Here is a 24,456-nt window from a genome sequence, read left to right as displayed (position 1 = left end):
AACAGTGCTGTCATCTGATGATATCGCCCTACTAGAACCCTCACCTGAGAACCTCGAGACCTATTTTCCCGCGCAGATTATCGGCCCTACCTGGGATAAAGATGAAGACGGTGAATACGTTCTGCCTGAACGTACTCTCGGCTGGCATGTGCTGGGCTGGATTGCCGAGCACCTAACTAACTTTGAAGGCGATGGGCCGTTCACTCCTACCCCTGAGCAGGAGCGGTTCATTCTTTGGTTCTACGCCCTAGATTCCCAGAACCGCTTCGCATACCAGACCGCCGTGTTGCAGCGCTGTAAGGGCTGGGGCAAAGACCCGCTAGCTGCGGTGTTGTGCATCGTCGAGTTGGTGGGCCCTTGTACCTATTGGAAAGATGTTCGCGGTCATGTGCTGGGTAAGCCCAACCCGAACGCCTGGGTCGGGCTAGGGGCTACCTCGAAAGAGCAGACCGCTAATACCCGCGCCTTCTTCCAGTCTATTGTTCCCATGCGTACCCGTCAGAAGTACGGAATGGAAATCCAGAAAGAGAATATCTACGCCGGGCATGGGCAACGGCTGAGTACCTACGGCACATCACCTAAAAGCATGGAAGGTGTGCGTCTTACCTTTTTCATTGCTAACGAGACACACCACTGGGATAAATCGAATGATGGTATTGAGTTCTACAACACCATTACCGGCAACCTTGCTAAGGTGCCTTACCCGCGTCAGGGGCGCATGCTGTGTATTACTAACGCCTATGTCCCAGGGCACGGCTCACAGGCAGAACGTACCCGTGAAGCCGAGCAGAAGGTATGGGACGGGCTAGCCGAGCCCACTGGGATTCTCTACGATTCTTTGGAAGCTCACCCTAACGCGCCGATGAATGCTGCCTGGGCACCTTTGATTCTTGAGCAGGTGCGCGGGGACGCCACCTGGCTATCCTGGGAGAACAATAAAGCTGAGATTCTACGAGGAGACCTGCCTTTATCGCAGAAGCGGCGCATGTGGTACAACCAGGTCTGGACAGACGACGAAGCGCTTTTTGACGTGCGTGATATTGACCGGTGCACCAGAGAAGACACCGATGGGGCTATTAGCGATTTGGCCCCTGGAGACGAAATCACGTTGGGATTCGATGGCGGTTATTCGGATGACTCTACAGCGCTTGTTGCCTTTAGGATGCGCGATAGGCTGCTGGTGCCCATTGCGGTGTGGGAACGCCCCGATGGGGTGGAGCATTGGAAAGTGGATAATGACCGTGTTGATTCGGTTGTCCATTTTGCTATGGGCCGGTATGAGGTGCGGGCTTTCTACGCCGACGTGTATCCTATGACGTCCTATGTGAACGCCTGGTCTGAACAATACCGTAATACCCTGCGCATTCGGGCAACACCTGATTCTGCTGTTGGTTTTGATATGCGCGGTAATAGTGCTCGTATCGCTAAAAACAATGAGGCATTCATTTCTGATGTACGTGAGGGCAAGGTCTTTTTGAATGGCGACCCGTATCTGCGGGCGCACATGCTGAACGCTGAAGCGCGGTATGACCGGCACGGCGTGAAATTTGGTAAGCGTGGTGGCCGCGAATCTAAACACAAAATTGACGTCCTTATCGCCGGGACGTTGGCTTATATGGCCGCCCGAGATTTAGCAGAGCGTGGAGCTGAGAAACGACGCTACCACCGACGACTGATACAGGGGTAAGAAACGTATGGCTTTATCTGATGATGAAGTGCGCGAAGCACTACAAACAGCCTGGAGCAAAGCGCAAGACGACAAGCAGAAACTATCACGTTTGCGTGACTACCTGGGAGGGACTCAGCTAAAACCTAAAGTGCCCTTGAATGTAGACCCGCAGATGCACGATTTGGTGCGCCGCTCAACTACTAACCTGATGCGCCTGGCTGTTGATATTCCCGCTCGCATGGCTTTTGTGGAGGGTTTCTGGCAGGTCGACCCCGTTAACGGTGGGGTTGACCTGAACCCGCCAGAGTGGGGAATCTGGGCCCAGTCCGGGTTCCGTGCCCAGCAGGTCACCGTATTTAAGACCTCTCTCACCTATGGGCGGGCCTATGTGATGGTTGACCCCGTCGATGGGGTCTTGCGCCTGCTGACAACCATGGACACTGTAGCGTTCTTCCGCGACCCAGTAAATGACCGCGTCCCCATGTTTGCAGTCACTACACGCACTTACCCCACAGGCAAATGCGAACTAGTGTTCATGGACGATGAACGGATTATCACTGTCCCCACAGATAACACCATGGGTAACGTGTTCAGCCCAGAATGGTTAGACTCCCCAGATGTTCTAGTACAGGAACACCAGCTGGGGCAGTGCCCGGTCGTTTCCTTCCCCTGCCACCTGGACGACGAGGGGAACGCCATGGGCGTGGTGGAGCCTCTTATTCCCGCCCAGGATAGGGTGAATCAGTCAGCCTTCGACCTGTTGGTCACTCAAGGGTACGGGTCGTTTGCAGTACGGTGGGCCTCCGGTATGATCGGTGAGCCGGTCATCAATGAGAAGACTGGCGAGCCAATCAAGGACGCGAACGGGTTTATCATCTCTAAACCCATCGAATTATCTCAGGCTCGTATGCTGGTTACTGAGGCGCCAGATGCCAAGTTTGGCACCCTTGCTGGGACACCTGTTGATGGTTTCGTTACCGCCTTAGATAACGCTATCCGCACCTTCGCGGTGATGGCTAATATCCCGCCGCACTCCCTGCTGGGTTCAATGAATAACCTATCGGGTGAGACTATCGAAGCTGCTATGGGGCAGACCAAGCGCTTTACCCATATGCTCAAAGTATCATGGGGTGAATCGGTGACTCAGCTCATGGGCCTGGTGCGTCGCTGTTATGGGTTCCCAGAACCGCAGGATGCACAGTATCAGGTGCGGTGGGCCGATATGAACGACCAGTCTATGGCGCAGATTGTGGACGCGCTGGGTAAGGCTTCTGCTTCTTTGGGGGTTCCCGGGCGTGGCTTGTGGTCTCGTATTCCGGGGACTACAGATGCAGATATTATCAAGTGGGACAACATGGCCCAGGACGAGAAGCTGGCAGAGAATCTCGATGGCACAGGCACGGTGGTGTCTGCTGGTCGGGAACGTATCACCCTTGATTTGTTCGGGGGTGAGCATGAACCTGGAACAAGTGGAGCAGATTCACCGTAGCGCCCAAGCCCAGCTGGGGCTCATAGGCGGTGCTCTTGCCGCTTCCCAGTTTATGGGCGTTGATCCGGTGAGCGGGACCGGTGTTCAAGGATGGGCGCGGCTGGTGTCGGCGCAGGTTGCGGAGCTGAGGGAACTATCAGTGCACCTAGCTGTTTCTGCTTACCAGCTAGGGCGCGTCTTTCAGACTGGAAGTTCATGGGGGGAGCCTGTCGGTGGTGTGAGGACTGCCCGCCAGATGGGGGCAGAACTTGTGCGTTCTGTCGAAGCTGTTGCGGCCTTACCCCAGTCACATAGCGACTTGGGCGCTGATGTGCGTTCTGTTCTGATGCGCAACGAAGAGTCGGCATCTGGGCTCTCTTTAGAATCTCTGGCTGAGGCTGTTGGTAAGTTGTCGGTGCGCGATATGTCGGACGCCCCGGTTCGTGTTAATCCTTTTGACTGGCCCCGTCCCTCTCCTCAAGTGCCCGGGCAGGTGGCGGCCCTACTGACCAACGTTGTGAAGAATAAGCCCTCACCACAGGCACACGCGACGGGGCTTGCTGATAAGGCAGTCCTTGGGGGTGGGCGTGATGTTGGCATGTATGCCGCCTCATTTGACCCCAGTGTTCTGCTTTGGGCACGGGGCACCTCGGCAACCCCATGCGCCTTCTGTGCCATGCTGGCAGCTAACTCATTTCGGAAGCCTAACCAATACAGCAGGCAGTGGGTTGTTGAACATACTGACGCCCGCACCCTGCCGGGAGCCTTTGATGATGTGCTCACCTATATCAGGTCAGCACACCCGAATTGTAAGTGCTACCCCATCTTCCGCCACGTCGGCGGTGAAGAAGACTTACCTGAACGCAATGTCTTCTATCGGCAGATGTGGCACAAAGTAACCGACGGCATACAGGGTACTGACGCAGTCTCGGCATCCCGCGCGATGCGCCGTGCTTACAGACGGTGGATTACCACCCATAAAGAACGGAACGCTGGCGTCATCAACACGAATGACACCAGCGTCTACACCTTATAAGAATAACTATTACCCAGGAGGTAAACCCATGTCAGATAACCAGCAGGTAGAACCTACTGATAGCCAGGTCGAAGATACTAAGGCCGAAGGAAATATCGATGTGGAGAAGCTGAAAGAAGAACTTGCCCAGGCGCGCACTGATAATGAGCGCTACGTCAAGGAGATTAACCAGCTACGCAAAGAGAACGCAGGTCGCCGGGTAACCGCCAATGAGACGAAGGCGGAGAACAGCGAGCTGTTAGAGCGTCTAGCTGCTCTAGAGCAGAAAGAAACCGAGCGGCAGGTTCAGGCTAAGCGCGTAGAAGTTGCCGCGGAGTATCAGCTTCCTGCCTCTCTCATTGATTTCCTCGGAGACGACCTGGATTCTTTAGCTCAGCGAGCTAAGACACTGGCTTCCCACCTTGGGGGCGTTCAGGCGGCAGGCGGTAAGCCTAAGCCCCGCCCTGTCTCCGAAGCATACGGGGGCCTGGAGCCCCGCAAAAGCGCTGAATCATTTGACGCAGCCGAATTAGCGCGTCGTCTTGCCAAGAAGTAAGTCTCTTGCTTCTTGGCATTTTTATATCACCATTACATTTTTGAAAGGGTGTGTCGATGACTTACGACAACCAGATTATTGACAACCGCTCCCTAGCACTGGCACAGGCCGCAACCCACCAGGCGCTAGTAGTCTCAAATACATTCACCCGCATGGCCGATGATAAGTTCACCGGTCGACATGGAGACGTGGTCAACATGCGCGTACGCTCACCCCTGCACGTTCGAGAGTATGCCCTGTACAACGACCGTGCCCAGCCCATCAAGGCTGACCACGTGAGCGAAACCGTTGTACAGCTAAAGGTTGACACCAACCGCATGTACCAGGCCACCAGCTTGCGCCAGGAAGTCTTCGACTTCGACCTTGAAGGTTCTTGGGGTGAACTACTCGTCGACCAGGGCAAGGCCATGGCCGAAGCCTTCGAACTGCGCGCAGGCCAGCTCGTGCAGAACGCACCTTATGAGTACGTGAAGTACGTAGACATCACCCCCACCAAAATCAAAGAACAGATTGCTCTAGGCCGTGACTTGATTGCCAACGAGATTGTGGATGCTAAGAACGCCCTGGCGCGCATGGGCTCACCTCTGACCGGCACCTCCATCTATGCTGTTGCAGGCTCCAACTGGGCTACTGAACTGCGCAAGAACCAGAAGCTTGCCCTACACACTGGCACCGGTGATGAAGACGCCTTTAGCCAGATGACCATCGGCACCTACGCCGGTGTCACTATCGTCGAAGACTTGACCATCAACCCGGATGAACTTTACCTGTACACCAAGGACGCTTTCCTCCAGTGGTCTGCTGCCCCTGGCATCATGCCTGGTCTGGTCAACGCCTATCAGACGACTGTGGGCAACCTGGCGATGACTCATATCCTGGATTATGACCCTGGGTACCTCCAGGGCCGTTCTATTCTGAACTCTTACACCGCGTTCAACTACGCGCAGGACTTTGCCGGTGTACGTGATACCGAAAACCAGCTGCACATCTCCGAAGAAACCTACTTTATCCGCGGTGCCAAGCTTATTCTGGGCAAGGGTACCGATGTAACCCCCGGCTCTGGCACTGGTACTGGCAAGGGAGCTGAGGCTGACTCTTACCTCGCTAAGCTCTTCAAGAATGAGCGTATTGAGGCGACCTCTACCACTGTCTTCCTTGACCAGACTTACCAGAATGTTGCCACCGGCAAGGTTAAAGAAAACGCTGTCGCTGAGCTGGGTATCGAGGATGGTATCCGCAGTGTACCGGCGCGTGGCCGCAAGAAGGCAACGGACGATTCGGCTCCCCAGGGCGGCTAAGAGTACCGCACTGGTAAGAGAGCAAAGAAGGAGTAGATAGTAGTGGTTGATCCTAGCATTTTCCCTGAAACATATCTGCAACAGCTAGCTGCCCGCGCTGGTGAACCTATCGTAACTGACCAGGATGTAGCAGAAGCCCGGCAGGCCCTGGCTTCCGTCCTTGTTCTGGTGCAGTACCATGGCTCACCAATGTGGGGTATAGACAATATGCCCCCGGTTGCTCACCAGGTTCTCATTGAGGCATCCGCCCGCCTATACATGAACCTAGGCGGGTTCGTGTCAGAGCGCGCTGATGCCGCTTCGCTGGAGCGAGATAAAGCTTTTGCACAGGGCGCTTATTTGACCCCTGCTGAGATTGACCGACTGGAGGACGCCGCCGGCAAGAAGCTCATGCGCGGGGCGCTCCGCTCAGTTCCTATCTCAAACCCGGACATGCCTATCCCACGCTCTCGTGAAAGATTCTCCGGGGCATGGGGACAACACGATGGCTCTGTGCCTATTGGTTACCCTTATCCGATACCGTATGCCCCAGGTGATGAATACCGGGGCCTGGTTCCATATCAGGGGCGCGGGAAGTGACGGTGCCGGATGCCTAGAACAAAGCTATTAGACCGGGGAGAAGAAATCTGCGAGATTTACCCCGAGGTGCGAGTACGTAATCGTCAGGGTAGTTTCTCCTTACGCCCGGGCAAAACACCTGAGGTTATCCGAGTGACGGTCACGGAAGAGCGTATGGTCGCTAGCGACTTGATAGGACAGGTCTCTATTCACAACCTACGGCTCTCAACCCGGCATATGCGCGGTGGCGCGTACGCCCGGGTCGTTTTCCGCGGCGAAGAGTGGGATATTGTTACCCCGCCCCATCTTTCTACCGGAGGTTCACGTGCTATTCGCCACTGGGAGTTCAAAATCAGGTCACGCAACCGTCTAGGGGAGGAGCCCCAAGGTGGCTAAGTGGCTCGGATTTATTGATAACTCCGGTGCACCGCGCCCCCACTACGGGGCCGGATCAGTAGGAGATATTGTCTCGCACCTACCTGGTGTACGCGCGGCAGTACGCACTGAGGCGCAAAAGATTGGGACGATAGCCGACTTGCTCCTTGATACACGCCCACAGCAGAGGACAGGCACCTCGGACGTGTATGTCACTCAAGGTGAGCTAGACCAGTACGTCGTGCTTCAAGATAACACTCCTGGGGCTTCCCCCGAAGAACGTAAGGCCGCAGCGGCAGGTATCGAAATGCGGCACAGGGTTCTACATGATGCCCTAGCTCAACGATTTAGACGGTAGGAGGAGGCAATGGTCTATCACTATAAACGGGAACAACCCCCGGTGGTTGATCCTGAAGAGCTATACGATGATGACCTCATCCCTGACGCAACCTCAGCGCCGGTCCCTACCATCTACCCGGTGTTCGCTCCTGTGGAAGAGCTACTCATGGGTCTTCTTAAGCCGGCCTTTGAGCCGCAGGGCGTGAATGTTCATACCGAACACTACGAGGGCCTGGGGTTGCCGTTGATTATTGCTCGCTCCACTAGGGCCAACGCGACCAACGGTATTTATCCGGATGATAACAGGTTTATCCGTTCGGTTAAGGTTAGCGTCTCAGCTATCGCTATTGGTCTGGAGGCAGAGAAGCAGGCTGCGTATCTTATCGAAGCTGCCCAGCACGTCATCTTGGGGGCCTGGCAGGACCAGGTCGTTGTCCCTGGGTGCGGGCACATAGCGGGGGTGCGGGCCTTTGTTGATCCGGTGCGGGTCTCTGATTTTCAAACAGCAACCAACATTGTTCAGTACCCATCCCTACCTAAGGAAGCGGTGCGGTATGAACAGAATTTTTCATTACTGATACGGCCGGATAAGGATACGAAAAACCCGTATCTTATACCCGGCCCATAGTATAAAAGGAGCATTGATTCATGCTTGATAGCACTAAAGTCCGTAAAATTTCAACCGGCTATTTCTTCTGGGACGAAACTGGGACCAAAGAACTCCCTGCCACCGTCACCCGCAAGGCACTAGAAGACGCCGGGTTTGCCAACTTAGGCCACACCTCTCTTGAAGATATCATGGTCGGTAACACTGAAGGCGGTGAACGCTCCACCCTAGGTTCTCTCCAGGACAAGAACCTACGTGTTGATGTTGCCGCTAAGTCCTATTCCTATACCGTGAAGTTCCACCAGTGGGATGACGTTATCCTCAAGCTAGCTTTCGGTGGTAACGCCAAGGTCGAAGAAGGCAAGGTATTCATCCCCGAAACCTCCCACGTATCCCGTGGGTCTTGGGTGGCCGTGTTTGAGGACGGCAATGAGAAGCTGTTCTTCTACGCTAAGCGTTGCTCTGCTATTGGTGAGACTGCTCCCGGTATCACTAACACCACCTCCTTGACTGAACTGCCTGTGGTCTTTACCCCGCAGAAGCCAGAAGGTGAAGAGCACATTATGGTGGTCGGATCCTAACCAGGGGACACCGCATACATACATGATGGTGCCAGAGTGAAGCATTCCACTGTTTCGCTCTGGCACCAATCTATTTAACGAACAGCACGCAAGTACGAATGAGGAAGAGAAGCGTTTATGGCTCACCTGAATATTAATATCCTGCAAGAAGACCTCAATAAGACCTTTGGAAGCTGGTCTATCACCTGGGGCGACAGCGCCGACCCCAAAGAACTGAAGTTCAAGTATTGGTTACGGGCAGATAAGAAGACCCGCGCTGCTTATAGCGACCTTGCTCTCTTCCTCTCCCGCCTCTATTCCGGTCGTATTAGCGCCGAAGAAGAGAACCGTATCGCTGAGTCCACCCAAGATGTATACGACTATGTGAGTGAACGTATCGTTACGGTCATGCGTCAGTTGAGCGAGAGCACTAAAGACTTTGACGCTTTCCGCAAGAGCGTTGGCCTGGACTTCGCGCTGTGGCAGAAGGTTCTGAACACCTACCACGAGCACTATGACCTGTCCTCGGGGGAAGCTACGCCCTCGCAGAACTCTTAGAAGGGCGAGACGGTCACGCCTATGCAGACCTGCTGAGGGTCTACGGGTTTGACCTAACCGCTTGGTTGCGAGGGGATATACCGGCTACTCCCTCACACGTGCTGACCCTGCTTTCTGGCCTGCCTGAGGACTGCATGTTCATGGCGCACTGGCACGCAACCTTGAAGCAGGCCCAGGGTGCAGACGAGGTAGAAGATACCCGCACCGCTGATGAAAAAGAATTCGACGCTCTCGTTGATGACTCCTACCTGTGGGGGCATACCAACATGCTCCTGGCTCAGATAGCGAATGCGGTGAATCTAGGTACAGCCCTACGCGGGACAGTCTCGCAGGCACCAGCTGAGGACTACAAGCCTATCGGCCCCACCGCGATAACAGGGGCGCTGGAGCCTGAGAAGGAATCAAATACCTTTTCTTCGCTCTCTGACTTGAAGAGCTTCCTGATGGGAGCTTATACCTAAACATTTTCTACGTACTCCCTGGGAGGGGTGGGCCTATTGGCTAATCTGAATCTGGTCGGTGCTGTGGCGGTAAAGGTGCGCCCTGACGCTGACGGTTTCCGTTCCGAAACGCGCCGTAAAGTTATGCAAGAACTACGTGGTGTAGAGGGGCAGGTGCCTGTAACCCCTGAGGTTGCTCGGGGTTCACAGGGTAAGGTGCGCGCCCAGGTGCAGGGTATTGCTCGTTCTGCTGAGACCACTGTTGATATGCGGCTTCGTTTGAGCGATGCGCAGGTGCGCCGTGATTTGTCCCGGGTTGCGCGGGAGATTGACCGCTTCCAGAACACTGTAGTGAAGCTCGGGGCTGATACGGAGCAGGCAGACGCGGCCATTAACGCCCACCGCGACCGTGTGGACGAGCTGACTCGAAAGTACAACAATCTGGGGCGGGTAAAGCTCTCTGACCTGACCCGCGCCCAAAACGCTCTAGAGCGCTCCCAGAAGAGCCTGGCAGAACAGAGTCAGAAACTTCTAGAGGCTCAAGAGAAGCTGAGCGCCGCAACCGCTGCTTACTCAGAGAATAACTCAAAGAAAAACGAGCGAGCCCTTAAGCGGGCAACCGCCGCAGTGCAGGAACAGGCCAAAGCCGTTGAAGAACTGAAAGCTGCACACGAACAGCACCATGCCCAGGTGCGTAAAAGTGCTAGGGCTCAGGAAAATCTTCAACGGAACATGGGAGCCCTCGTTGAGCAGGAGCAACATTCTCTTGCTAGCGCTGAACGCGTCTATGCTCGTAAGACTAAGATTCTGGAAGAACAGTTCGAGCTTGCTCAGGCCATGCACACTATTAACGTGGGCAGCGCTGAGCAGGTGAGGGGCTTGCTGGTTTCTCAGCGTCGAGAGCAAGAATCTATCTCCCAGACCCTTGACCGTATTCTTCGGCAGGCCAAAGAGCTAGATAATGCGCAGTACGCTGGGTTGCGCCAGTGGGCGGCAGAAGATTTTGCACGGGATAAGGTAGCACGCCTGCGGGTGGAGGCTGATACGGCTCTAGCTGAATCACAGCTCATTGCCTTAGAGCGTACTCGTACGGTGCGTATCTTCGCCCGCCTTGACCACTCCCTCACCAGGGTCCAGTCCCTTCTACAGTCTGGTGGGGCCCTGGATAAGGATATTGACCATATCTCTAGCAAATACCGGGATATGTTTGTTCTTGGTGCCCGTTCTATGGGGGCACTCGGGTTCATAGGCCGATTTACTGATGCCATGAGTTTATCAGCCCAGAACATGGACAAGTTAGCTACTGGTAGTGGAAAGTTGCTGACCGTTCTGACCGCCGGTGTGGGAGCCCTTACCGCTGGTGCTGGTGGGCTGGCAGCTATGACCCGTGATGTGGTGGCTTTGGGTAAGGGTGTGCTGATTCTTCCGGCGGCCCTGGGGGCGGTGGGTACGGCTGCGGCTGTCTCTACCCGTGGTGTCAAGGAGTTTACCGGTGCCCTTACGGGGGACACTGAGGCTCTGCGTGAGATTAACGCTCTAGCAGCTGATACCGCGGAAGCCTTGGCGGAGATGTTCAAGGCCGCGGACCGCTCGGGTAAGCAACGGTTCTTCACTCAGGTGCAGGGTGAGCTGGCGCGTATGTCTGAGACCACAGCTCCTATCGCTGATTACTGGGAGGATGCCTATGAAGCGCAGGGCCGTTTTTTCTCTGGTGCTCTTGCTGGGCTGAACGCCTGGCATGACAGTGGGGATATGTCGCTCTCCTTGGAGAACGCCCGCCTGGGCCTTGAGAATGCTACCGGCGCAGCCCAGCCTTTCACCCAGTCCCTGCTTGATATTGCGGCAGTTGGTTCAACTCACCTGCCCTACCTAGGGGGCCAGCTCACTATTTTGGCTAACAAGTGGGCAAACTTCATTAGGGTTTCTAAAGAGAACGGCAACCTGGATGCTTGGTTGCGCCGCGCCGGGGAGGAAGCAACCTACCTGGGTGGGGCGCTCAAGCACACCTGGGGTATTTTCTCTGCTGTGGGTCAGGCCGCTGAGACCGCTGGGTACGGGGGCCTTGAGGCCTTCGCGCTAGGGGCGGAGCGTATCGACACCACCATGCACAGTGACCTGTGGCAAGGTGGTATGGCTGATATTTTCCGCGGCGCTAAAGACGGGGCGAAGTCCTCAGCCGATGGGTTCGGCATACTCATGGACTCCATTATCCGCACCAGCGGCTACTGGGAAGACTATGGGCGTACCACCGGCGATACTGTAGGCATCATCCTAGGGCACATGGGTAAGCTGCTGACTGGTTCTAGTGCCCTTGAAGGTACAGGCCAGTTCATGCACGACATCAACCAGGCCGCCCGAGAATCTGGGCCACTGTTTGTGAACATGGGCAATGCCTATGGGCAGGCCGCTAGCACTGCCGGGCAGCTGGCTCTTGCCGGGCAGAAAATAGCTGATGCCTTCTTCCGTGCTTGGGGAGACATGGGAACTCTCACTGACGGCATGAATGCCGCTATCCCAGTTCTTGCTGATTTTGCAGTTGAGGCCCTTGACATTGCCCATGTCTTCACCGGTATTCTCGCTGAGGGGTTAGGCCAGGGCCTAAAGTGGTTCGCTGAACTACCCGGGCCGGTGCAGGGTACCGCTCTAGCCATCGGCGCTACGGCCTTTGCTCTGGGTAAGCTCAGGTCTGCTGGCGGCGGGTCAGTGATTGCTGGGCTGGGTGCACAGTTCCCACTCCTAGGGTCAGCTGCCGGGCTGGCAAGTGGTAAGGTTCGGGCTTTTGGCGATGGCTGGAAACACATGTCTGGCCTAGTGCGTAACGGTGCGTCCTTTGAAACTGCAACCGGGCACCTGCACTTAATGAACAGAGAGTTCGGACCTATCGGGCGCAACGCAGGCCAGGCAGCCTTGGGCCTTGCCCAGATACGCGGGGCTATGAACGGCACCAACTATGATGGGGCAGCCGGGGCCGCCGGGCGTTTCTCCACTGCCTTGACGGGCGTCAAAAATGTGGGGGTCTCAGGGCTACGCGGGGCGCTGGGCGGGCTCACCAACTTCTTGGGCGGCCCCTGGGGCGTTGCGTTTGCTGTTGCAGGAGCTGCCGTTGGTATATGGGCTGCTGAGGTTGCTGAGGCTAAACAGCACACTCAAGCGCTGCAAGGTTCTCTCGATGAGGCAGGCAACGTCACAATGCAAACAGCAGAGCAGCTGACACGGGGCTTTGAGAACTACGGTACCGCTGTGGGCAACTGGTTTGATAAGGCCAATGAATGGACTATGAACCTTTTACCCGGAACCGAGCAGATATGGACCTTTGAGGGAGCTGTCAAGGCTACCGGCAAGACTATGGCTGACTTGGGTGCGGACGTTGCAGCTTCCGGCGGGAACTGGTCAGATTACCGTGGTGCTCTAGAAGAAGCGAACCGTATTATTGACGAGAACGGGGCACTCACCGAGGAACAGGCAATAAGTCTCTTTGGCTCCGCTGAGGCGGCTAAGATTACCGATGCCATGTTCCGCGATTTGCGTTCTGAATGGGACCGCCATAATGATGCACTCAAAGAGGCTAAGCGTAAGCATGAGGAATATGCTCGTTCTATGGGTACAACGACCCGTGAAGCAGCCGCTTTAAAGAAGCAGCAGGAGGTTCTTAATAACGAGTATTCTTCTACCGTGCAGAAGGCAGCTGCGGCTAAGGAAGTCCTTGACCTGATCAATGGTTCAACTCGCTCTTTCCTGGGGAGTCTGAATACTCATGAGCAGGCTCTCGGTAGTCTGGGGTCGGCCTTTAGCGCGGTTGCTGAGGCTGGTAAGGGTGGGGTTGGTGCTTTTCAGGAGTACGAGAATGCTCTGGGAAAGACATCGTGGCGTCTTGATACTACGGTTTCTGAACTAGCCCAACTTGATTCAGCCCTATCTCAGTCCTATGACACGGCTCTCAGCCATGCGCAGGCGGTTTACGATAACGCTAAGGCACATGATAAGAACACCACAGAAGCGGCGGCTGCGGCGAATGAGGTCATGGCGTTATGGCGTTCTAGTGCCTCAGAACAGCTACAGCAGATGGGTGCGGATGCACAACAGGCTGAGAGCTACCTGCGTGATATAGCTGGTGAGCCCTGGACTGTTGAGGTCACCTTTATGGGCCGCGCCGAAGACTACATGAAGGCCCAAGCCGCTGTAGAGAAACAAGGCCGAGTCTTTGACGGTAAGGCGTTCACCGCGTTCTTGAAGGCTAATCCTGATGTTGCTTCTTCTGCTATTGAGGGCATGGTGAAGGCTGGGTATAACTGGTCTTCATCAGTCTTTGAGGCGTCACTGTTGGCTGATGGTACGGACGCTCAAGCGGTACTCAATGAGGTGATTGAGCGGGGCCGTGACTTTACCGATGAAGAACGGGTAGCTGTTCTTGGCGGTGATAATTCTGCTTTCCTGGATGCGGTTGTTGCCGCGAAGGTCCAGGGGGCTGAGTTTGATAATGCCGCCTGGCGCGCCAAGGTCGGCCTTGACGCTGAGGAATGGTACAAAATCTCGGATAAGGTTCTTCGTGATGGTGAGGTGCTCGGGTCTAAGACTTGGGTAGCTCGCATGGATTTGGAGAACCCGGGGTTTGCTGAGAAGTTCTATGCTGCCGAGGCTAACCTCCAGGGACTAACAGGTCAGGACTGGGTAGCTCACGTCTCGTCTAATGTGGACGAGGTGCGGGAGTCTCAGAGCAAGCTACTGGAGTCTTTGACGGCCATGAACGGCACGGTATCAGAAGTTACTGTTGTGTCGAACGCCGCTACTGAGGCAGCGGTCCTTGCCGCCTATGACATGCTCCGCCAGGGCATGAACGGTGAAGAGATACGACAGGCTCTGCGATTGGATTCTGAAGAGTGGAACACCATTGTCAATGCGTTGCCCGGCAACTGGGAGGACAAAAAAACTCAGGTTGAGCAGAACCCTGTTATCTTTAACGCCAACTCTGATCCGGTTGCTGAGAAGATGGCTCAGGTCGGTTCGTCGCTGGCTCAGTTCTCGGTTGAGGCTCGCGGGACAGCAACCCTTGACGGGGACAATACCCCTTTCCAGGAGAAGAAAGCCGCGGCTGAAGCTGAGGGACAGAAACATAACGCTGCAACCTACACTGCCACGCTGGCAGGCAACGAGGCGCCGTTTATCGGGGCTAAGGGGTCTGCTGATGGTATCGGTGGGCTGTTTAACTCCTCGACCTTCACTGCTGTACTGGCTGGTAATAGTGGGCCCTTCTCGCTGGCCAAGGGGGCTATGGATATTCTCGGTGGGGTGTTTAACTCCTCGACCTTTACAGCCACCTTATCCGGTAATAATGGCCCGGCGGCCCGTGCAGTGGGACAAGCTCAACAGGGCGGTGAAGGCTGGAACCGCTCAACCTACACCGCTACGCTTAACGCCCGCGATAACGCCAGCGGAACCATTAGTTCTTTGGTGAATGCGGCTCGTGGGTTTAGTGGCACGTTCACAGCAACGTTTAGAGCGGTGGCCTCAAAGCTAGGGTTTGCTGATGGCGGCATGGTGAATGGGGCCGGGGTGCAGACCTTCGCCAGTGGTGGATTCAGCGAGAATCATCAGGCTATGATTGCCCGCCCTTCTTACCCCTTTAGAGTGTGGGCTGAGCCTGAGACTGGCGGGGAGGCTTATATCCCTTTGGCTGCTTCTAAGCGGGAGCGGTCTACTCGTATTCTCTCTGAGGTGGCTCACCGGTTTGGGTACACCATCAACCAGTACCGGGACGGCGGGGTCACGCCTGCTGGTGGGGGTGTTACTGGCATTGACAGCGAGGCCTTGGGGAGGGCCGTAGCTTTGGCTATAGAACCTGCTCTGTCCTCTATTGAGGCAATGAATGTCCCTGTCCAATTAGTTCTTAATTTGGACGGGCGCGCCGTGCATTCGGAGCTTCAAATGTTGAACCTGAAATACGGGGCTAAATTCTGAAAGGAGGCACCTCTATGCGTGATGCAATGCTTGTTCTAGAGAAAGCATATTTCTACGTTTCTAAGGGGCCAGCTGCGGAGCCTTTTGATATGAGTAGGCCAGCCCCGGACAGCTGGGCTAACCTAGGGCATACGGGAAGAGAAGCGCCGTTTGAGCTGATGCGGGTGTCGCCCTCTGATGCTGAACTTGCGCAATATGAGCTGTACCCGTCAGTGTGCAGTGAACCTAAGTACTGGAAATTTACTATTCCTTTGCTTGACTTTAATCGTGCCTCTTGGGAGTTGGCTTTTCCTGGGGGACGTTACGATAGCCAACTGGGTGGATACGCGGTACACGATGGCGCTCCTAGCTCTCGGTCGGTTCAGGTCGTAGTGCATGATAAGGGGAACTTATCGGGTATCTATTTTAGGCGTGCTGGCTTACTGACAGAGTCAGGGATCAACCTTGCGGTGGGGGAGCCTACCCAGATTATGTTGTCGGGGCTCGTGTTACCGCCTGATGAATCACGGTACGGCAAGTTCTTATTTTTAGAGGGGGCAGAGGGAACATGAGCATTGGGTTGAATGATTGTGTGGGCTGGCTGGTGACTGAGGACCACCATTGGGTGCCGGTTGCTGATCGCGGCTCGGTGAGTGTCTCTGGCGGTGGGCCTCTTATCGCGCCGTTTGTGTCTGCGCTTGGGCTGCGGTCTGCTTTCTTCCGTGGTGTGACTCCGCGTTCTTGGCAGGTTGATGTTCAGGCTCCGTGGGAGTGGGCTAACCGGGTCACAGCCCTGGCCCGCTCTGGTGGGCGCCGCCTGTATTGGCTGTCGCTCATGGGCAGGCATGTGAACATGCTCCCCTCTGAGACAGTTACCGGCAATGTCCTACCCCTGGGCAGTAGAGCCGTGGACGGCCTACCCGTGCAGGCCTACGGGCTATCACGGGCTGGCGGGTATATCGCCTCTACCTCTGCCCCCGTGCGCGAAGGTATGACCCTGGTAGGTTCTGCCTACCAGGGCGGGGGTATCCTGTCCATCGAGTACCGCGACGCTGCCGGGGTCCTCATGCGCCACTACACTGCTAGAGCTACTGCCACTACCGCGCCTGGGTGGGTACAGGTTGAGTCTACCGCCCCGGCCGGAGCTGTGGAAGCTAAAATTGTGGCCGCTGGTGCGCTCACTGTTTTCGCGGCCCCTGCCCTACGCACGGGCCATGACGCGACCAAGCTGGGGGCGGCCCCCGTGGGGCATTGCGCCTGGGTCACCATCGACGACATCCAATACTCGCACGGCAGCTTGGCGTATCCGCATTCCCCGGTTTCTTACTCTTTGACGCTCACGGAGGTGAACTAACATGGTGGCCGTGTCTATCCGTGAAACCCTGGAATATAAGGGGACCGTGTACCGTATCAAGAATCTCACCTGGGGGCAGGCCGCTAGCTCTTCCCTGCCGGAGAGTATCGGTATCACTGCCGGGAATGGGGCCTGGCACGCTAAATGCGATATCGTCCCCCCGAAAGAAACGGTTGAGGGTGGCCCCTCGCCGTTCACCCAGACCTACCCCCTGGCAGGGGATACTGTGGTGATTAAGGTCTGGCAGGGGCAGAAGCTGGTGGCCACCTTCCGGCCCACGGTCAGCACCGCTCGTCACAGTATCGATAGTGCCAGCCTTGAAATGACTATCCCCCTAGATTCTTTCTCTCGTAAGGTCCGCCTGCCCCCGGTTATGCGCGTCATGCCGAAAAATACTTTTGATATTGCCTGGTCTTCGGACGCGGACGGCTACCGTCACTGCTACCCCACGCCTCTGTGGGCTGTGGCTGAGGCTTTCAGGGCGGCTGGGTATCACCTGACTCCGCCGCCGCCTGCTGGTTTGTGGGCTGAGGCCACCATGCAGGGGGCTTTCTTCTCCAACGAGTGGAAGAAGAACGGCTACTTGATTCGCTCCCAAGCCCACAAAAACCCTGCCGGTGGCGCCTTCTCCCCACGCCTGCGCCATGAAGAAGGCATGCTCTGGATGGACGCAGGCAAAGTCGCCGTCCACAACAACACCGGTCGGCCTATCCCTGCTGGTCGTATCCGCCTTTCTGCCATGATTGGCCTATCCCACGCAGGGGAAGCCCAGGTGTATGCGGTAGCTTCCGATAACTGGTTGGTTGGCTTCCATATCACCGCCGCCCGGCAGCTTCAGGTAGTGCGCGGATACGTTGGGGGCACCACGGAGGTGGTACATACCATCGACGCCAGTACTTGGGCTAGTGAGCGTGTCATCTCCCTGCGTACGGTCGGTGAGATGACCGAGGTCGCTGTGGGGGATTACAGGGCTTCTTTTGCCACGAGCTTCAAGGCCCCTTTCCAGTACCTCAGTGTCACAGCTGACCCTCTGGCTAGGGTAGCTGGCGTGCAGGTCTCTGACCCCAATACCGGGGTAGCGCACCCTGCCCTGGCACATCGGCAGACTGCGCAGATTCAGCCCGGTAGGTGGGCTACGGGGCTGGCCGCTTCACCCTCTATCCGCGACCAGTCGGCGGGCTCCGTGCTCGATGAAATCGCCGCGGCCACCTGCGCCGCCTGGTGGGTGGACGGTGAGGGTATCGCGCATTTTGAATCTGCTGAGTATCTGCTGGGTAAGCCTGTGGCCCATGAGCTGACCGCCGCCGAGCATATCGCCGATTACCAAATCGTGAGTGAGCTTGCCCTTCGCCGCTCGGCAGTGGAGGTCACCTACTCGGAAGTAGCTTCGACCTATACCACCGGGTACAACGTCGAGCTGTGGAGCAAGGGTGGGACGGCTAAGGCCGGGGATAATACGGAGGGATTTATCGAATATGACGAGGCCACTGACTGGGTAGACCCCGACGCCACCTTCTCGAACCTCAACGCCAACCCGAGCGGGTTCAACTCCATGAATGGGTCCTGGTTCGGCTGCGCTAAGCCCGGGCCCACCCAAGATAGCCCGACCCGCTGGGTGGGCGGGTATGCCATGACCGTGCGTGAGGTGGTGCCTTGGAAGTGGGTTATCACCGAAAAGTTTAGTGAGGACGCCAACCGGGAAGTGTTCGAGCACCCCCAGATTTCGCGCATGCTACACGGGGCGCAGACCCCGATTATGCGCGGGCGTGGGAAGGTGGAGCGCACCGAGGCCACCGTTGCGGTGGCCGCTGATTCTTCCCCCTTTGCGGGTGTGCTGGCGATTGACGCTACCCGCTGGGTGACCGACGCGAAGGTCGCTACGGAGATGGCGCAGTATCTGGCGGGGAAGGTCACGGCCCCACCCCCGTGCATGCGCCAGGTGACCGTCCGCTATGACCCGACCATTACCATGCACGCCATGATTAGGCTATTCGGCGTACAGCGGGACGGGTCAGGCAATCTCTTCGGCGCTATTATCCGCGGCTCGGTCGAGGGCGTAACCCATGACCCAGATAGCGGCACCACCACCCTGGATATCCGCACCGTGGCCGAAGAATTCCGCTCCCGGAACTGGGCGCAGGTGGAGGCTGCTGTGAGAGCCCAGGGCATGACCTGGGCGCAGCTGGAGGCCACCCGCACTGCCGATAAGACAACCTGGGCTACCGCTGAGGCGGCCCCTGATATTTACCACGGAGGATAAGATGGGTACGACCCCCACTTACGGCATCTACTATGATGACCCTTCTATGCTGGCTTTGGGCCGTACCCAAGACCAAAAGCAGGCGGTGACGATTGAGGCTGCACTCTCGACCGTGGCCGCCACGGCTGAGGCTTCGACTTCCGAGAAAATCCAGCAAGCTAGCGAGCAGATGCAGACCCAGATGGACGCCCTGACCGGTGAGGTCGGGGAGTCTATCGAGGCGGTGAAAGAAAATTCGCTGGTGCCCATTGAGGCCAAAACCGGCGGCTCCTATGAGGTGGGCACGAATTTTCGTGGCCGCCTTTTGCTTTCTGGCGCTGAGTCTTTGGCAGCGCTAGGCGTGCCCTCTGATGGGGATTCCCGCCTGCTTATGAGTATCGAGGCCCCTTCTTCTGGCACCTATGAGGTGGGCACCAACTACAAGGGCCGCCCGGTAGGTGGCGGCGTCAGCTCGGAGTATGTCGAGAGCCAAGTGGATGCGCTGCCTGATGTAGCCCAGCGTGACCTTTTGCGCGACCGTGCCCGCCGCACTGTGGCAGCGCCCCGGCGTACCACCGCTAAGGCCGTGGTAGCCATCGTGGCAGATGACTACCCGGCGGCCACCTTGGATATTTTCGCGCCCATGATGAAGGCCCGCGCTCTGCCCTGGAGTTGGGCACTGAACGGAAACACTTTTGACGCAGGCTACTCCTACGCGGGGTTTAGCGTGGGTAAGAGCTGGGCCGATGTGAAAGCTATGGCCGCTGCTGATGGGGTGGAAATCTGCAATCACGGGGCCACACATGCCGACGTGACCAGTGTGGCGCAGATGAAAGCTGAAATTATTGGCTCCCGCGACCGCCTGCGAGCTGAGACCGGGCAAGACGTGCTGGGCTTCATCCCGCCCGGGTGCGACTTCCCCGAGGGCGTCCAGTACAAAACCGCCCCCCTGATTGGCACTAAGGGCGAGCTCGCCCTAGTAGGCACCGCCTATGACCGGTGGGTCAATTACGGGCACGCCTGGGCCACGGGCACCATGAACAACCCGGTCTTGAACGACTTCGTGCACCCCCTGGACGGGGCGCCGCGCATGAATGCAGGCCGTCAATGGCTAGATTTTCCGCAGGATGCTGGGGTGAAGCCCGCCGGTATCGGCGAAAAACTCATTGATAAAGCCGTCGCTAACGGGGGCGGGGTCATCCTGGGCTTGCACGCCTGCTACATCGAGGGCGGCGGCGCTGCCCAGCGTATGACACGCGCCGGCATCGAGGGCTTCCTTGACCGCCTCAAGACCCGCCGCGATTCAGGCGAAATAGAAGTGGTCACCATGACCCGTTGGCATTTTACAGAGATAGGAAAATAATTATGAGCATGGTCCCTGCTAAGGGTATTAGTACAGGTGCCCCGGTTCTTGACGCTTCGGCTCTCTGGACACCCCCGGTTATCGGGCCCCATGATGGGGCTAGCCTCTGGCTTGCCCACACCCTACGCGGTGGAGCTACCACTGATGTGAAAACCCTGCCGGATATGATTGGTGGCCGCAACCTGGCCACCGCAGGCGCCGGGAACAGCTTCACCGATGGGGCTGCCCCTGTGGTGTCTATCCCCCAGGGTAGTGCCGCCATGACGGCTAGCGGTCCGACCCCGCCCGGGGCCTGCACCGTCCTCATCGTCGCCTCCCTGGTAGCCAACAAATCCGCGCAGGTGCGCGTGCCGGGGTGGACTATCGGCGGTGGTGGCACCTTCCGCCTGACCGTCGCCGGTGCGACCACGGCCACTTTTTCGGTGAGCCCACCTGCTGAGCTTGCGGTCTACGCGCTGCGCCTTCAGGCAGGCAGTGTGGAAGCCTGGGTCAATGGCACTAGCGCAGGTGCGCCCCTTTCGCTTCAGCCTGGTAGCGGCGTGTTCTACGGCCTAGGCACGAATGTGTATTCATCAACGGTGCGCGAAGATTACGGCCTACTGAAAGTATGGCAGCGCGCCCTGTCTGATATTGAGGTTTCGGCGGCGGTGGCTGATGCTAAGCGTCTTTTCAAGATTGCGTAAAGGGGTGAAGTATGGCTGTTTTTGAGCAGGTGTCGGGGCGTTTTCTTGCCCCGGACGGTGCCCCTCTTTCTGGGTCGGTGGTTTTTACCCCGGCCTTTTCTTTTGCCCGCAATGATGAGGCGGTGACGCTGCCTGCGCCGGTCACAGTACAGCTGGACGCTGAGGGGCGTCTCAGCGCGTCCTTGCAGGTGCCCGACAAGTCTACCCAGCCGACCACCTGGACATGGAAGGCTTGCCCCCGGTTGCGTCACGCTGGTGGGTCTGTGGGGCTGGAGCCTTTTAGCTTCGAGCTGGTGGCCGGGCACCCGGTAAATCTGGCTGAGGTGCTCCCGGTGCCTGACCCCATGACCGGGGAGTATATGACCCGGGGCGAGGCAGGCGCTGACGGTGTCGGCCTGGCCGCCATCACCACCGAGGACGGCGAGCTGGTTTTCACCCTCACCGATGGCTCCGAGACCCGGCTCCCTGTGCCCCAGGGCGTGCCGGGGGAGCCGGGGCCTATGGGTCCTGTCGGCCCTCAAGGCCCAGCAGGCCCACCCGGCCCCAAGGGGGACACCGGCAAAGACGCGGTCATTCAAGATACCGGCTGGCGCAATATCAATGCCGAGCTCAAACCGCCCACCCAATTCCCACCCGAAGCTATCTTCACCATAAAACGCCGTGATGACCTGGTATTTTTCCAGGTAGCTATCCCTGAATCTGCATCAGCTGGCATTCAAGCTGCCTCATGGGGGATATTCGGGGGAAATATGCCAATAGGGTTCCGTCCTACCTGGGGAGGAGCTGTCACAATCCAAGGTCGTGATGCTACTAATGGGCATATCGGTATCAGCCCAAGCGGGAGAGTCCTGTGGACTGGGCAGGGCATTGATAAGGCTTATTTTGCTCACGCTTGTGGGGTGTGGCCGACATCTGACCCCTGGCCGGAGACCCTGCCTGGCACCGCGGCATAAGAAGGAGAAACTGACATGATTACTTTTAACCGCCTCTGGCACATGCTCTCTGAACCCCGCGTCGTCACCGCCTTCTTCCTAACCATCTACACTGTATTCCTTATCCAGGGTGTACAGGGGCTGCTGGTGCCCCCTCACCCACACGACGAGCAGGTCCAGACCTGGACGCGCCTGCTGGTCAATGGGTCTTTGGTTGCTGGTGGCCTAGTGGGGGTGGCTTCGACTCCGCGGGGGCTGTGGCAGTTCGAGAGAGCCGCCATCCTCTTTGTGATGGCGGCTTCTGCGGTGCAGCTCTTCTGGACTGTCTTTGATCCCGACCCTGGCGTGCGCTGGGTGAGCCTGTGGCGCTCTGTCACTATCCTGCTCTTTCTTGGTGCGCGCTATTACACGATTCGGTGGGCACGCGCCGACCCTGGCAAGTAAGAAGGTGAGGGATGTGCCCAATGATTTTTTGCCCTTCCTCTTAGCCTTCTTCGGTGCCGGTGGCGCAGGAACCATGCTGGTGAAAAGCTTTCTCGATTGGCGCTCTGGCAAGGTCGCTGCTGAGAAGGAAGAAAACCGCGCAGCCCTGCGCGTAGCCCGTCAGGCTGAGTACCGGGCTGAGTGCGAGGCTCACAACCGGCGTGCGATGGTCGAGTACGCCGCTGAGCTGCGCCGTATCATGCGGGAGAACGGTATTGACCCGCCCCCGCACCCGGTGCTCCAGACCTGCTTTGAACCGCCGAAGCCCCAGGCCCCCTAACCGGGGTCTTTTCTTTACCCAAAAACAGTGCCCCCGCACCCGCCGTGGTTCGGGGGCGCGCTCATTTAATGAAAGGAAAGGCCAATGCCTTTTATCATCGATCTAGCCGATAAGCTCCGTGCCTATACCGCGCCGGACGGCTCCAAACTCACTGTGGTCGAGACTGCCGGGTGGAAGACCCGTGGCTACGCTGGGCAGGGCATGGAGGGCGTCGAAGGCGTCCTCTGGCACCATACCGCCACTGCCGAGGCGGCCTATGCTCGCTCGAACGCGCCGACCCTGAATATCCTTATCAACGGTCATTCTTTCCTGCCTGGCCCGCTTTCTCAGCTGGCCCTGGGCCGTGACGGAACCGTGTACGTCGTAGCTGCTGGCCTGTGTAATCACGCTGGTACCGGCAGTGCCTCCGGGGCCTACCGCAATGTGGGAAATTCGTATTTCATCGGCATCGAGATGGAATCATCCGGCGTGCGTGATGATTGGACTGAGGCTCAGCGTCGCGTCATGCCCCACCTGGGCGCCGCCCTAGAACGTGGCTACGGGAAGGGTAAGGACTTCATCCAGATTGGCCATAAGGAATACTCCGACCAGGGCAAGATTGACCCGACCTATATCGACATGGATGCCCTGCGACTGGCTATCAATGATTTGCTCTATGGTGGGACCACGCATGTAGCTCCCGCAGCGCAGAACGCTGCGCCTGCGCCAGACCAGCGTACCGCCGTGGGTAACAATCTCAATGCCCCGCACTGGACTGTGCGGGCTGGGGACACTCTGGCTAAGATTGCCCGCTACTACTTCGGCAACGCATCTGCAGCCGATATCAAGAAGCTGACCGACTACAACAGCATCAAGGACGCCAACCGCCTGGCCGTGGGCCAGCGCGTCTTTATCCCCGGCCCACTGGTCTGGACTGTGGAGGCTGGCGACTCTTGGGAGAAGATTGCCACCTACTACGGCTACAGTGTGCAGGCGGTCAAGGACCGCAACCCGGGCAAGTCTCTCACCCCGGGAACCGCGCTGGAGATTTGGGGAGAAGGTGAACGCTAATGGCGGGCCCGACTTTTTCCCGCGATGTAAAGCCGGTGGTGAGCGTGGACGAACGGACCCCGCAAGCCCCGGCCCCAGTAGTTGAGGCTAATGACGCGGTAGCCGAGCTGATTACCGCCAGGGCGCGCCGCTGGGTCTATGCCCTCTACGCCCTCGGCTCGGTAATCCTCGGAGCTATCCAGGTCGGCTATTCAGCTGGTGGCTTTTCGCACCCGGTCTGGCTGACCATCGCCACCGCCGTCTGGGTCTTTCTCGGCGGCTCCCAGGGTCTACTGGCCCTACTGAAAACCCCACCTGAATAAGAGAGACATCTCCCGGCCCTGCAATGGGCCGGGGGCATTCTGCTATAGTTGTCACTGTAAGCGTTCCTCACAGAAGTGAGGGTACTTCCCAGTATTTGGTTAGTCGCTTATTTTCCCCGCAGTTGCGGGGGTATTTCAATACATTTGTATTGTCAGCTTTCTTCCTCGCGTCAGCGGGGGTGAGCCCTAGTAGATGTGTAGGGCTGAATTGTTCCCCAGGTTTCTGGGGGTGAGCCTTAGTAGTTATACAAGGCTAATTTTTCCCCGCGTTTGCGGGGGTATCGACCCTCTCTGCTTTTAGCAGGGAGGGTCTTTTTTGTGCCTTCGGCTGGTTTTCAAAGTGGTGAGTTAGTGGTGAATTGGCGGGGTTGTGGGGTGTTTTGGGCTTTATTT

General features: G+C 57.4%; 21 protein-coding genes. All 21 read left to right on the top strand.

The genetic code is table 11. The features are described from left to right. Window positions 1–4: 4 nt before the first annotated feature. The 21 genes from E4U03_RS04690 to E4U03_RS04585 all read left to right on the top strand — a co-directional run bounded on the left by E4U03_RS04690 (window position 5) and on the right by E4U03_RS04585 (window position 24,063). Window positions 5–1,687, top strand: a complete 1,683-nt coding sequence (locus E4U03_RS04690) for a terminase (RefSeq protein WP_135011965.1) — start codon at window positions 5–7, stop codon at window positions 1,685–1,687. Window positions 1,688–1,694: 7 nt separating this feature from the next. Then, window positions 1,695–3,158, top strand: coding sequence for a phage portal protein (locus E4U03_RS04685; protein ID WP_135011963.1), 1,464 nt, complete (start codon window positions 1,695–1,697; stop codon window positions 3,156–3,158). After that, the gene (locus E4U03_RS04680; RefSeq protein ID WP_135011961.1) at window positions 3,124–4,173 is read left to right on the top strand and encodes a hypothetical protein; all 1,050 of its coding nucleotides are present in this window, start codon (window positions 3,124–3,126) and stop codon (window positions 4,171–4,173) included. The genes E4U03_RS04685 and E4U03_RS04680 overlap by 35 nt, the downstream gene beginning before the upstream one ends. A 28-nt stretch (window positions 4,174–4,201) precedes the next feature. Further along, window positions 4,202–4,708, top strand: coding sequence for a hypothetical protein (locus tag E4U03_RS04675; protein ID WP_135011959.1), 507 nt, complete (start codon window positions 4,202–4,204; stop codon window positions 4,706–4,708). 56 nt (window positions 4,709–4,764) lie between these two features. Continuing rightward, entirely contained in the window at window positions 4,765–6,006 is a 1,242-nt protein-coding gene (locus tag E4U03_RS04670; RefSeq protein ID WP_135011958.1) for a hypothetical protein, read from the top strand. Between the two features lie 42 nt (window positions 6,007–6,048). After that, complete coding sequence (locus tag E4U03_RS04665) at window positions 6,049–6,585, top strand: hypothetical protein (protein ID WP_135011956.1); 537 nt, start codon at window positions 6,049–6,051, stop codon at window positions 6,583–6,585. Between the two features lie 367 nt (window positions 6,586–6,952). Continuing rightward, entirely contained in the window at window positions 6,953–7,297 is a 345-nt protein-coding gene (locus E4U03_RS04655) for a hypothetical protein (RefSeq protein WP_135011952.1), read from the top strand. 9 nt (window positions 7,298–7,306) lie between these two features. After that, entirely contained in the window at window positions 7,307–7,906 is a 600-nt protein-coding gene (locus E4U03_RS04650; RefSeq protein WP_135011950.1) for a hypothetical protein, read from the top strand. Window positions 7,907–7,926: 20 nt separating this feature from the next. Continuing rightward, a complete protein-coding gene (locus tag E4U03_RS04645) occupies window positions 7,927–8,466 on the top strand; it encodes a hypothetical protein (protein WP_135011948.1) in 540 nt (179 codons plus the stop codon). Between the two features lie 117 nt (window positions 8,467–8,583). Beyond that, a complete protein-coding gene (locus E4U03_RS04640) occupies window positions 8,584–9,003 on the top strand; it encodes a hypothetical protein (protein WP_135011946.1) in 420 nt (139 codons plus the stop codon). A 140-nt stretch (window positions 9,004–9,143) separates the two neighbouring features. After that, complete coding sequence (locus E4U03_RS04635; RefSeq protein ID WP_135011944.1) at window positions 9,144–9,464, top strand: hypothetical protein; 321 nt, start codon at window positions 9,144–9,146, stop codon at window positions 9,462–9,464. Window positions 9,465–9,500: 36 nt separating this feature from the next. Continuing rightward, window positions 9,501–15,398: a hypothetical protein gene (locus E4U03_RS04630; RefSeq protein WP_135011942.1), complete on the top strand. Its 5,898-nt coding sequence runs from the start codon at window positions 9,501–9,503 to the stop codon at window positions 15,396–15,398. Window positions 15,399–15,945: 547 nt separating this feature from the next. Beyond that, window positions 15,946–16,731, top strand: a complete 786-nt coding sequence (locus tag E4U03_RS04625; protein ID WP_135011940.1) for a hypothetical protein — start codon at window positions 15,946–15,948, stop codon at window positions 16,729–16,731. 10 nt (window positions 16,732–16,741) lie between these two features. Continuing rightward, the gene (locus tag E4U03_RS04620) at window positions 16,742–18,991 is read left to right on the top strand and encodes a hypothetical protein (protein ID WP_135011938.1); all 2,250 of its coding nucleotides are present in this window, start codon (window positions 16,742–16,744) and stop codon (window positions 18,989–18,991) included. 1 nt (window position 18,992) lies between these two features. Next, on the top strand, window positions 18,993–20,333 hold the full coding sequence (locus tag E4U03_RS04615; protein WP_135011936.1) for a polysaccharide deacetylase family protein: 1,341 nt from the start codon (window positions 18,993–18,995) through the stop codon (window positions 20,331–20,333). A 2-nt stretch (window positions 20,334–20,335) separates the two neighbouring features. Next, window positions 20,336–21,016 carry a hypothetical protein gene (locus E4U03_RS04610; protein WP_135011934.1) on the top strand — a complete coding sequence of 227 codons (681 nt, stop codon included), beginning with the start codon at window positions 20,336–20,338 and terminating at the stop codon, window positions 21,014–21,016. 11 nt (window positions 21,017–21,027) lie between these two features. After that, entirely contained in the window at window positions 21,028–21,969 is a 942-nt protein-coding gene (locus E4U03_RS13100; RefSeq protein ID WP_194210382.1) for a hypothetical protein, read from the top strand. Window positions 21,970–21,984: 15 nt separating this feature from the next. Then, window positions 21,985–22,392, top strand: coding sequence for a hypothetical protein (locus E4U03_RS04600; protein WP_135011932.1), 408 nt, complete (start codon window positions 21,985–21,987; stop codon window positions 22,390–22,392). Window positions 22,393–22,405: 13 nt separating this feature from the next. Then, window positions 22,406–22,711 (top strand): hypothetical protein, encoded by a 306-nt coding sequence (locus E4U03_RS04595; protein ID WP_135011930.1) that lies wholly within the window; start codon window positions 22,406–22,408, stop codon window positions 22,709–22,711. Window positions 22,712–22,795: 84 nt separating this feature from the next. After that, window positions 22,796–23,761 carry a LysM peptidoglycan-binding domain-containing protein gene (locus E4U03_RS04590; RefSeq protein WP_135011928.1) on the top strand — a complete coding sequence of 322 codons (966 nt, stop codon included), beginning with the start codon at window positions 22,796–22,798 and terminating at the stop codon, window positions 23,759–23,761. After that, the gene (locus E4U03_RS04585; RefSeq protein WP_135011926.1) at window positions 23,761–24,063 is read left to right on the top strand and encodes a hypothetical protein; all 303 of its coding nucleotides are present in this window, start codon (window positions 23,761–23,763) and stop codon (window positions 24,061–24,063) included. Before E4U03_RS04590 ends, E4U03_RS04585 begins: the two co-directional genes overlap by 1 nt. Window positions 24,064–24,456: the final 393 nt, after the last annotated feature.

Source organism: Rothia nasimurium (assembly GCF_004569295.1).
Lineage (GTDB): Bacteria > Actinomycetota > Actinomycetes > Actinomycetales > Micrococcaceae > Rothia > Rothia nasimurium_B.
This window is presented reverse-complemented; position numbering and strand designations above follow the sequence as displayed.

What these genes read in the sequence shown, in the direction of transcription:
- E4U03_RS13100 (WP_194210382.1), top strand. Translation starts at nt 21,028, where the DNA reads ATGGCTGTTTTTGAGCAGGTGTCGGGGCGTTTTCTTGCCCCGGACGGT.
- E4U03_RS04635 (WP_135011944.1), top strand. Translation starts at nt 9,144, where the DNA reads ATGGCGCACTGGCACGCAACCTTGAAGCAGGCCCAGGGTGCAGACGAG.
- E4U03_RS04675 (WP_135011959.1), top strand. Translation starts at nt 4,202, where the DNA reads ATGTCAGATAACCAGCAGGTAGAACCTACTGATAGCCAGGTCGAAGAT.
- E4U03_RS04610 (WP_135011934.1), top strand. Translation starts at nt 20,336, where the DNA reads ATGAGCATGGTCCCTGCTAAGGGTATTAGTACAGGTGCCCCGGTTCTT.
- E4U03_RS04650 (WP_135011950.1), top strand. Translation starts at nt 7,307, where the DNA reads ATGGTCTATCACTATAAACGGGAACAACCCCCGGTGGTTGATCCTGAA.
- E4U03_RS04615 (WP_135011936.1), top strand. Translation starts at nt 18,993, where the DNA reads ATGGGTACGACCCCCACTTACGGCATCTACTATGATGACCCTTCTATG.
- E4U03_RS04590 (WP_135011928.1), top strand. Translation starts at nt 22,796, where the DNA reads ATGCCTTTTATCATCGATCTAGCCGATAAGCTCCGTGCCTATACCGCG.
- E4U03_RS04600 (WP_135011932.1), top strand. Translation starts at nt 21,985, where the DNA reads ATGATTACTTTTAACCGCCTCTGGCACATGCTCTCTGAACCCCGCGTC.
- E4U03_RS04685 (WP_135011963.1), top strand. Translation starts at nt 1,695, where the DNA reads ATGGCTTTATCTGATGATGAAGTGCGCGAAGCACTACAAACAGCCTGG.
- E4U03_RS04640 (WP_135011946.1), top strand. Translation starts at nt 8,584, where the DNA reads ATGGCTCACCTGAATATTAATATCCTGCAAGAAGACCTCAATAAGACC.
- E4U03_RS04625 (WP_135011940.1), top strand. Translation starts at nt 15,946, where the DNA reads ATGAGCATTGGGTTGAATGATTGTGTGGGCTGGCTGGTGACTGAGGAC.
- E4U03_RS04670 (WP_135011958.1), top strand. Translation starts at nt 4,765, where the DNA reads ATGACTTACGACAACCAGATTATTGACAACCGCTCCCTAGCACTGGCA.
- E4U03_RS04645 (WP_135011948.1), top strand. Translation starts at nt 7,927, where the DNA reads ATGCTTGATAGCACTAAAGTCCGTAAAATTTCAACCGGCTATTTCTTC.
- E4U03_RS04680 (WP_135011961.1), top strand. Translation starts at nt 3,124, where the DNA reads ATGAACCTGGAACAAGTGGAGCAGATTCACCGTAGCGCCCAAGCCCAG.
- E4U03_RS04585 (WP_135011926.1), top strand. Translation starts at nt 23,761, where the DNA reads ATGGCGGGCCCGACTTTTTCCCGCGATGTAAAGCCGGTGGTGAGCGTG.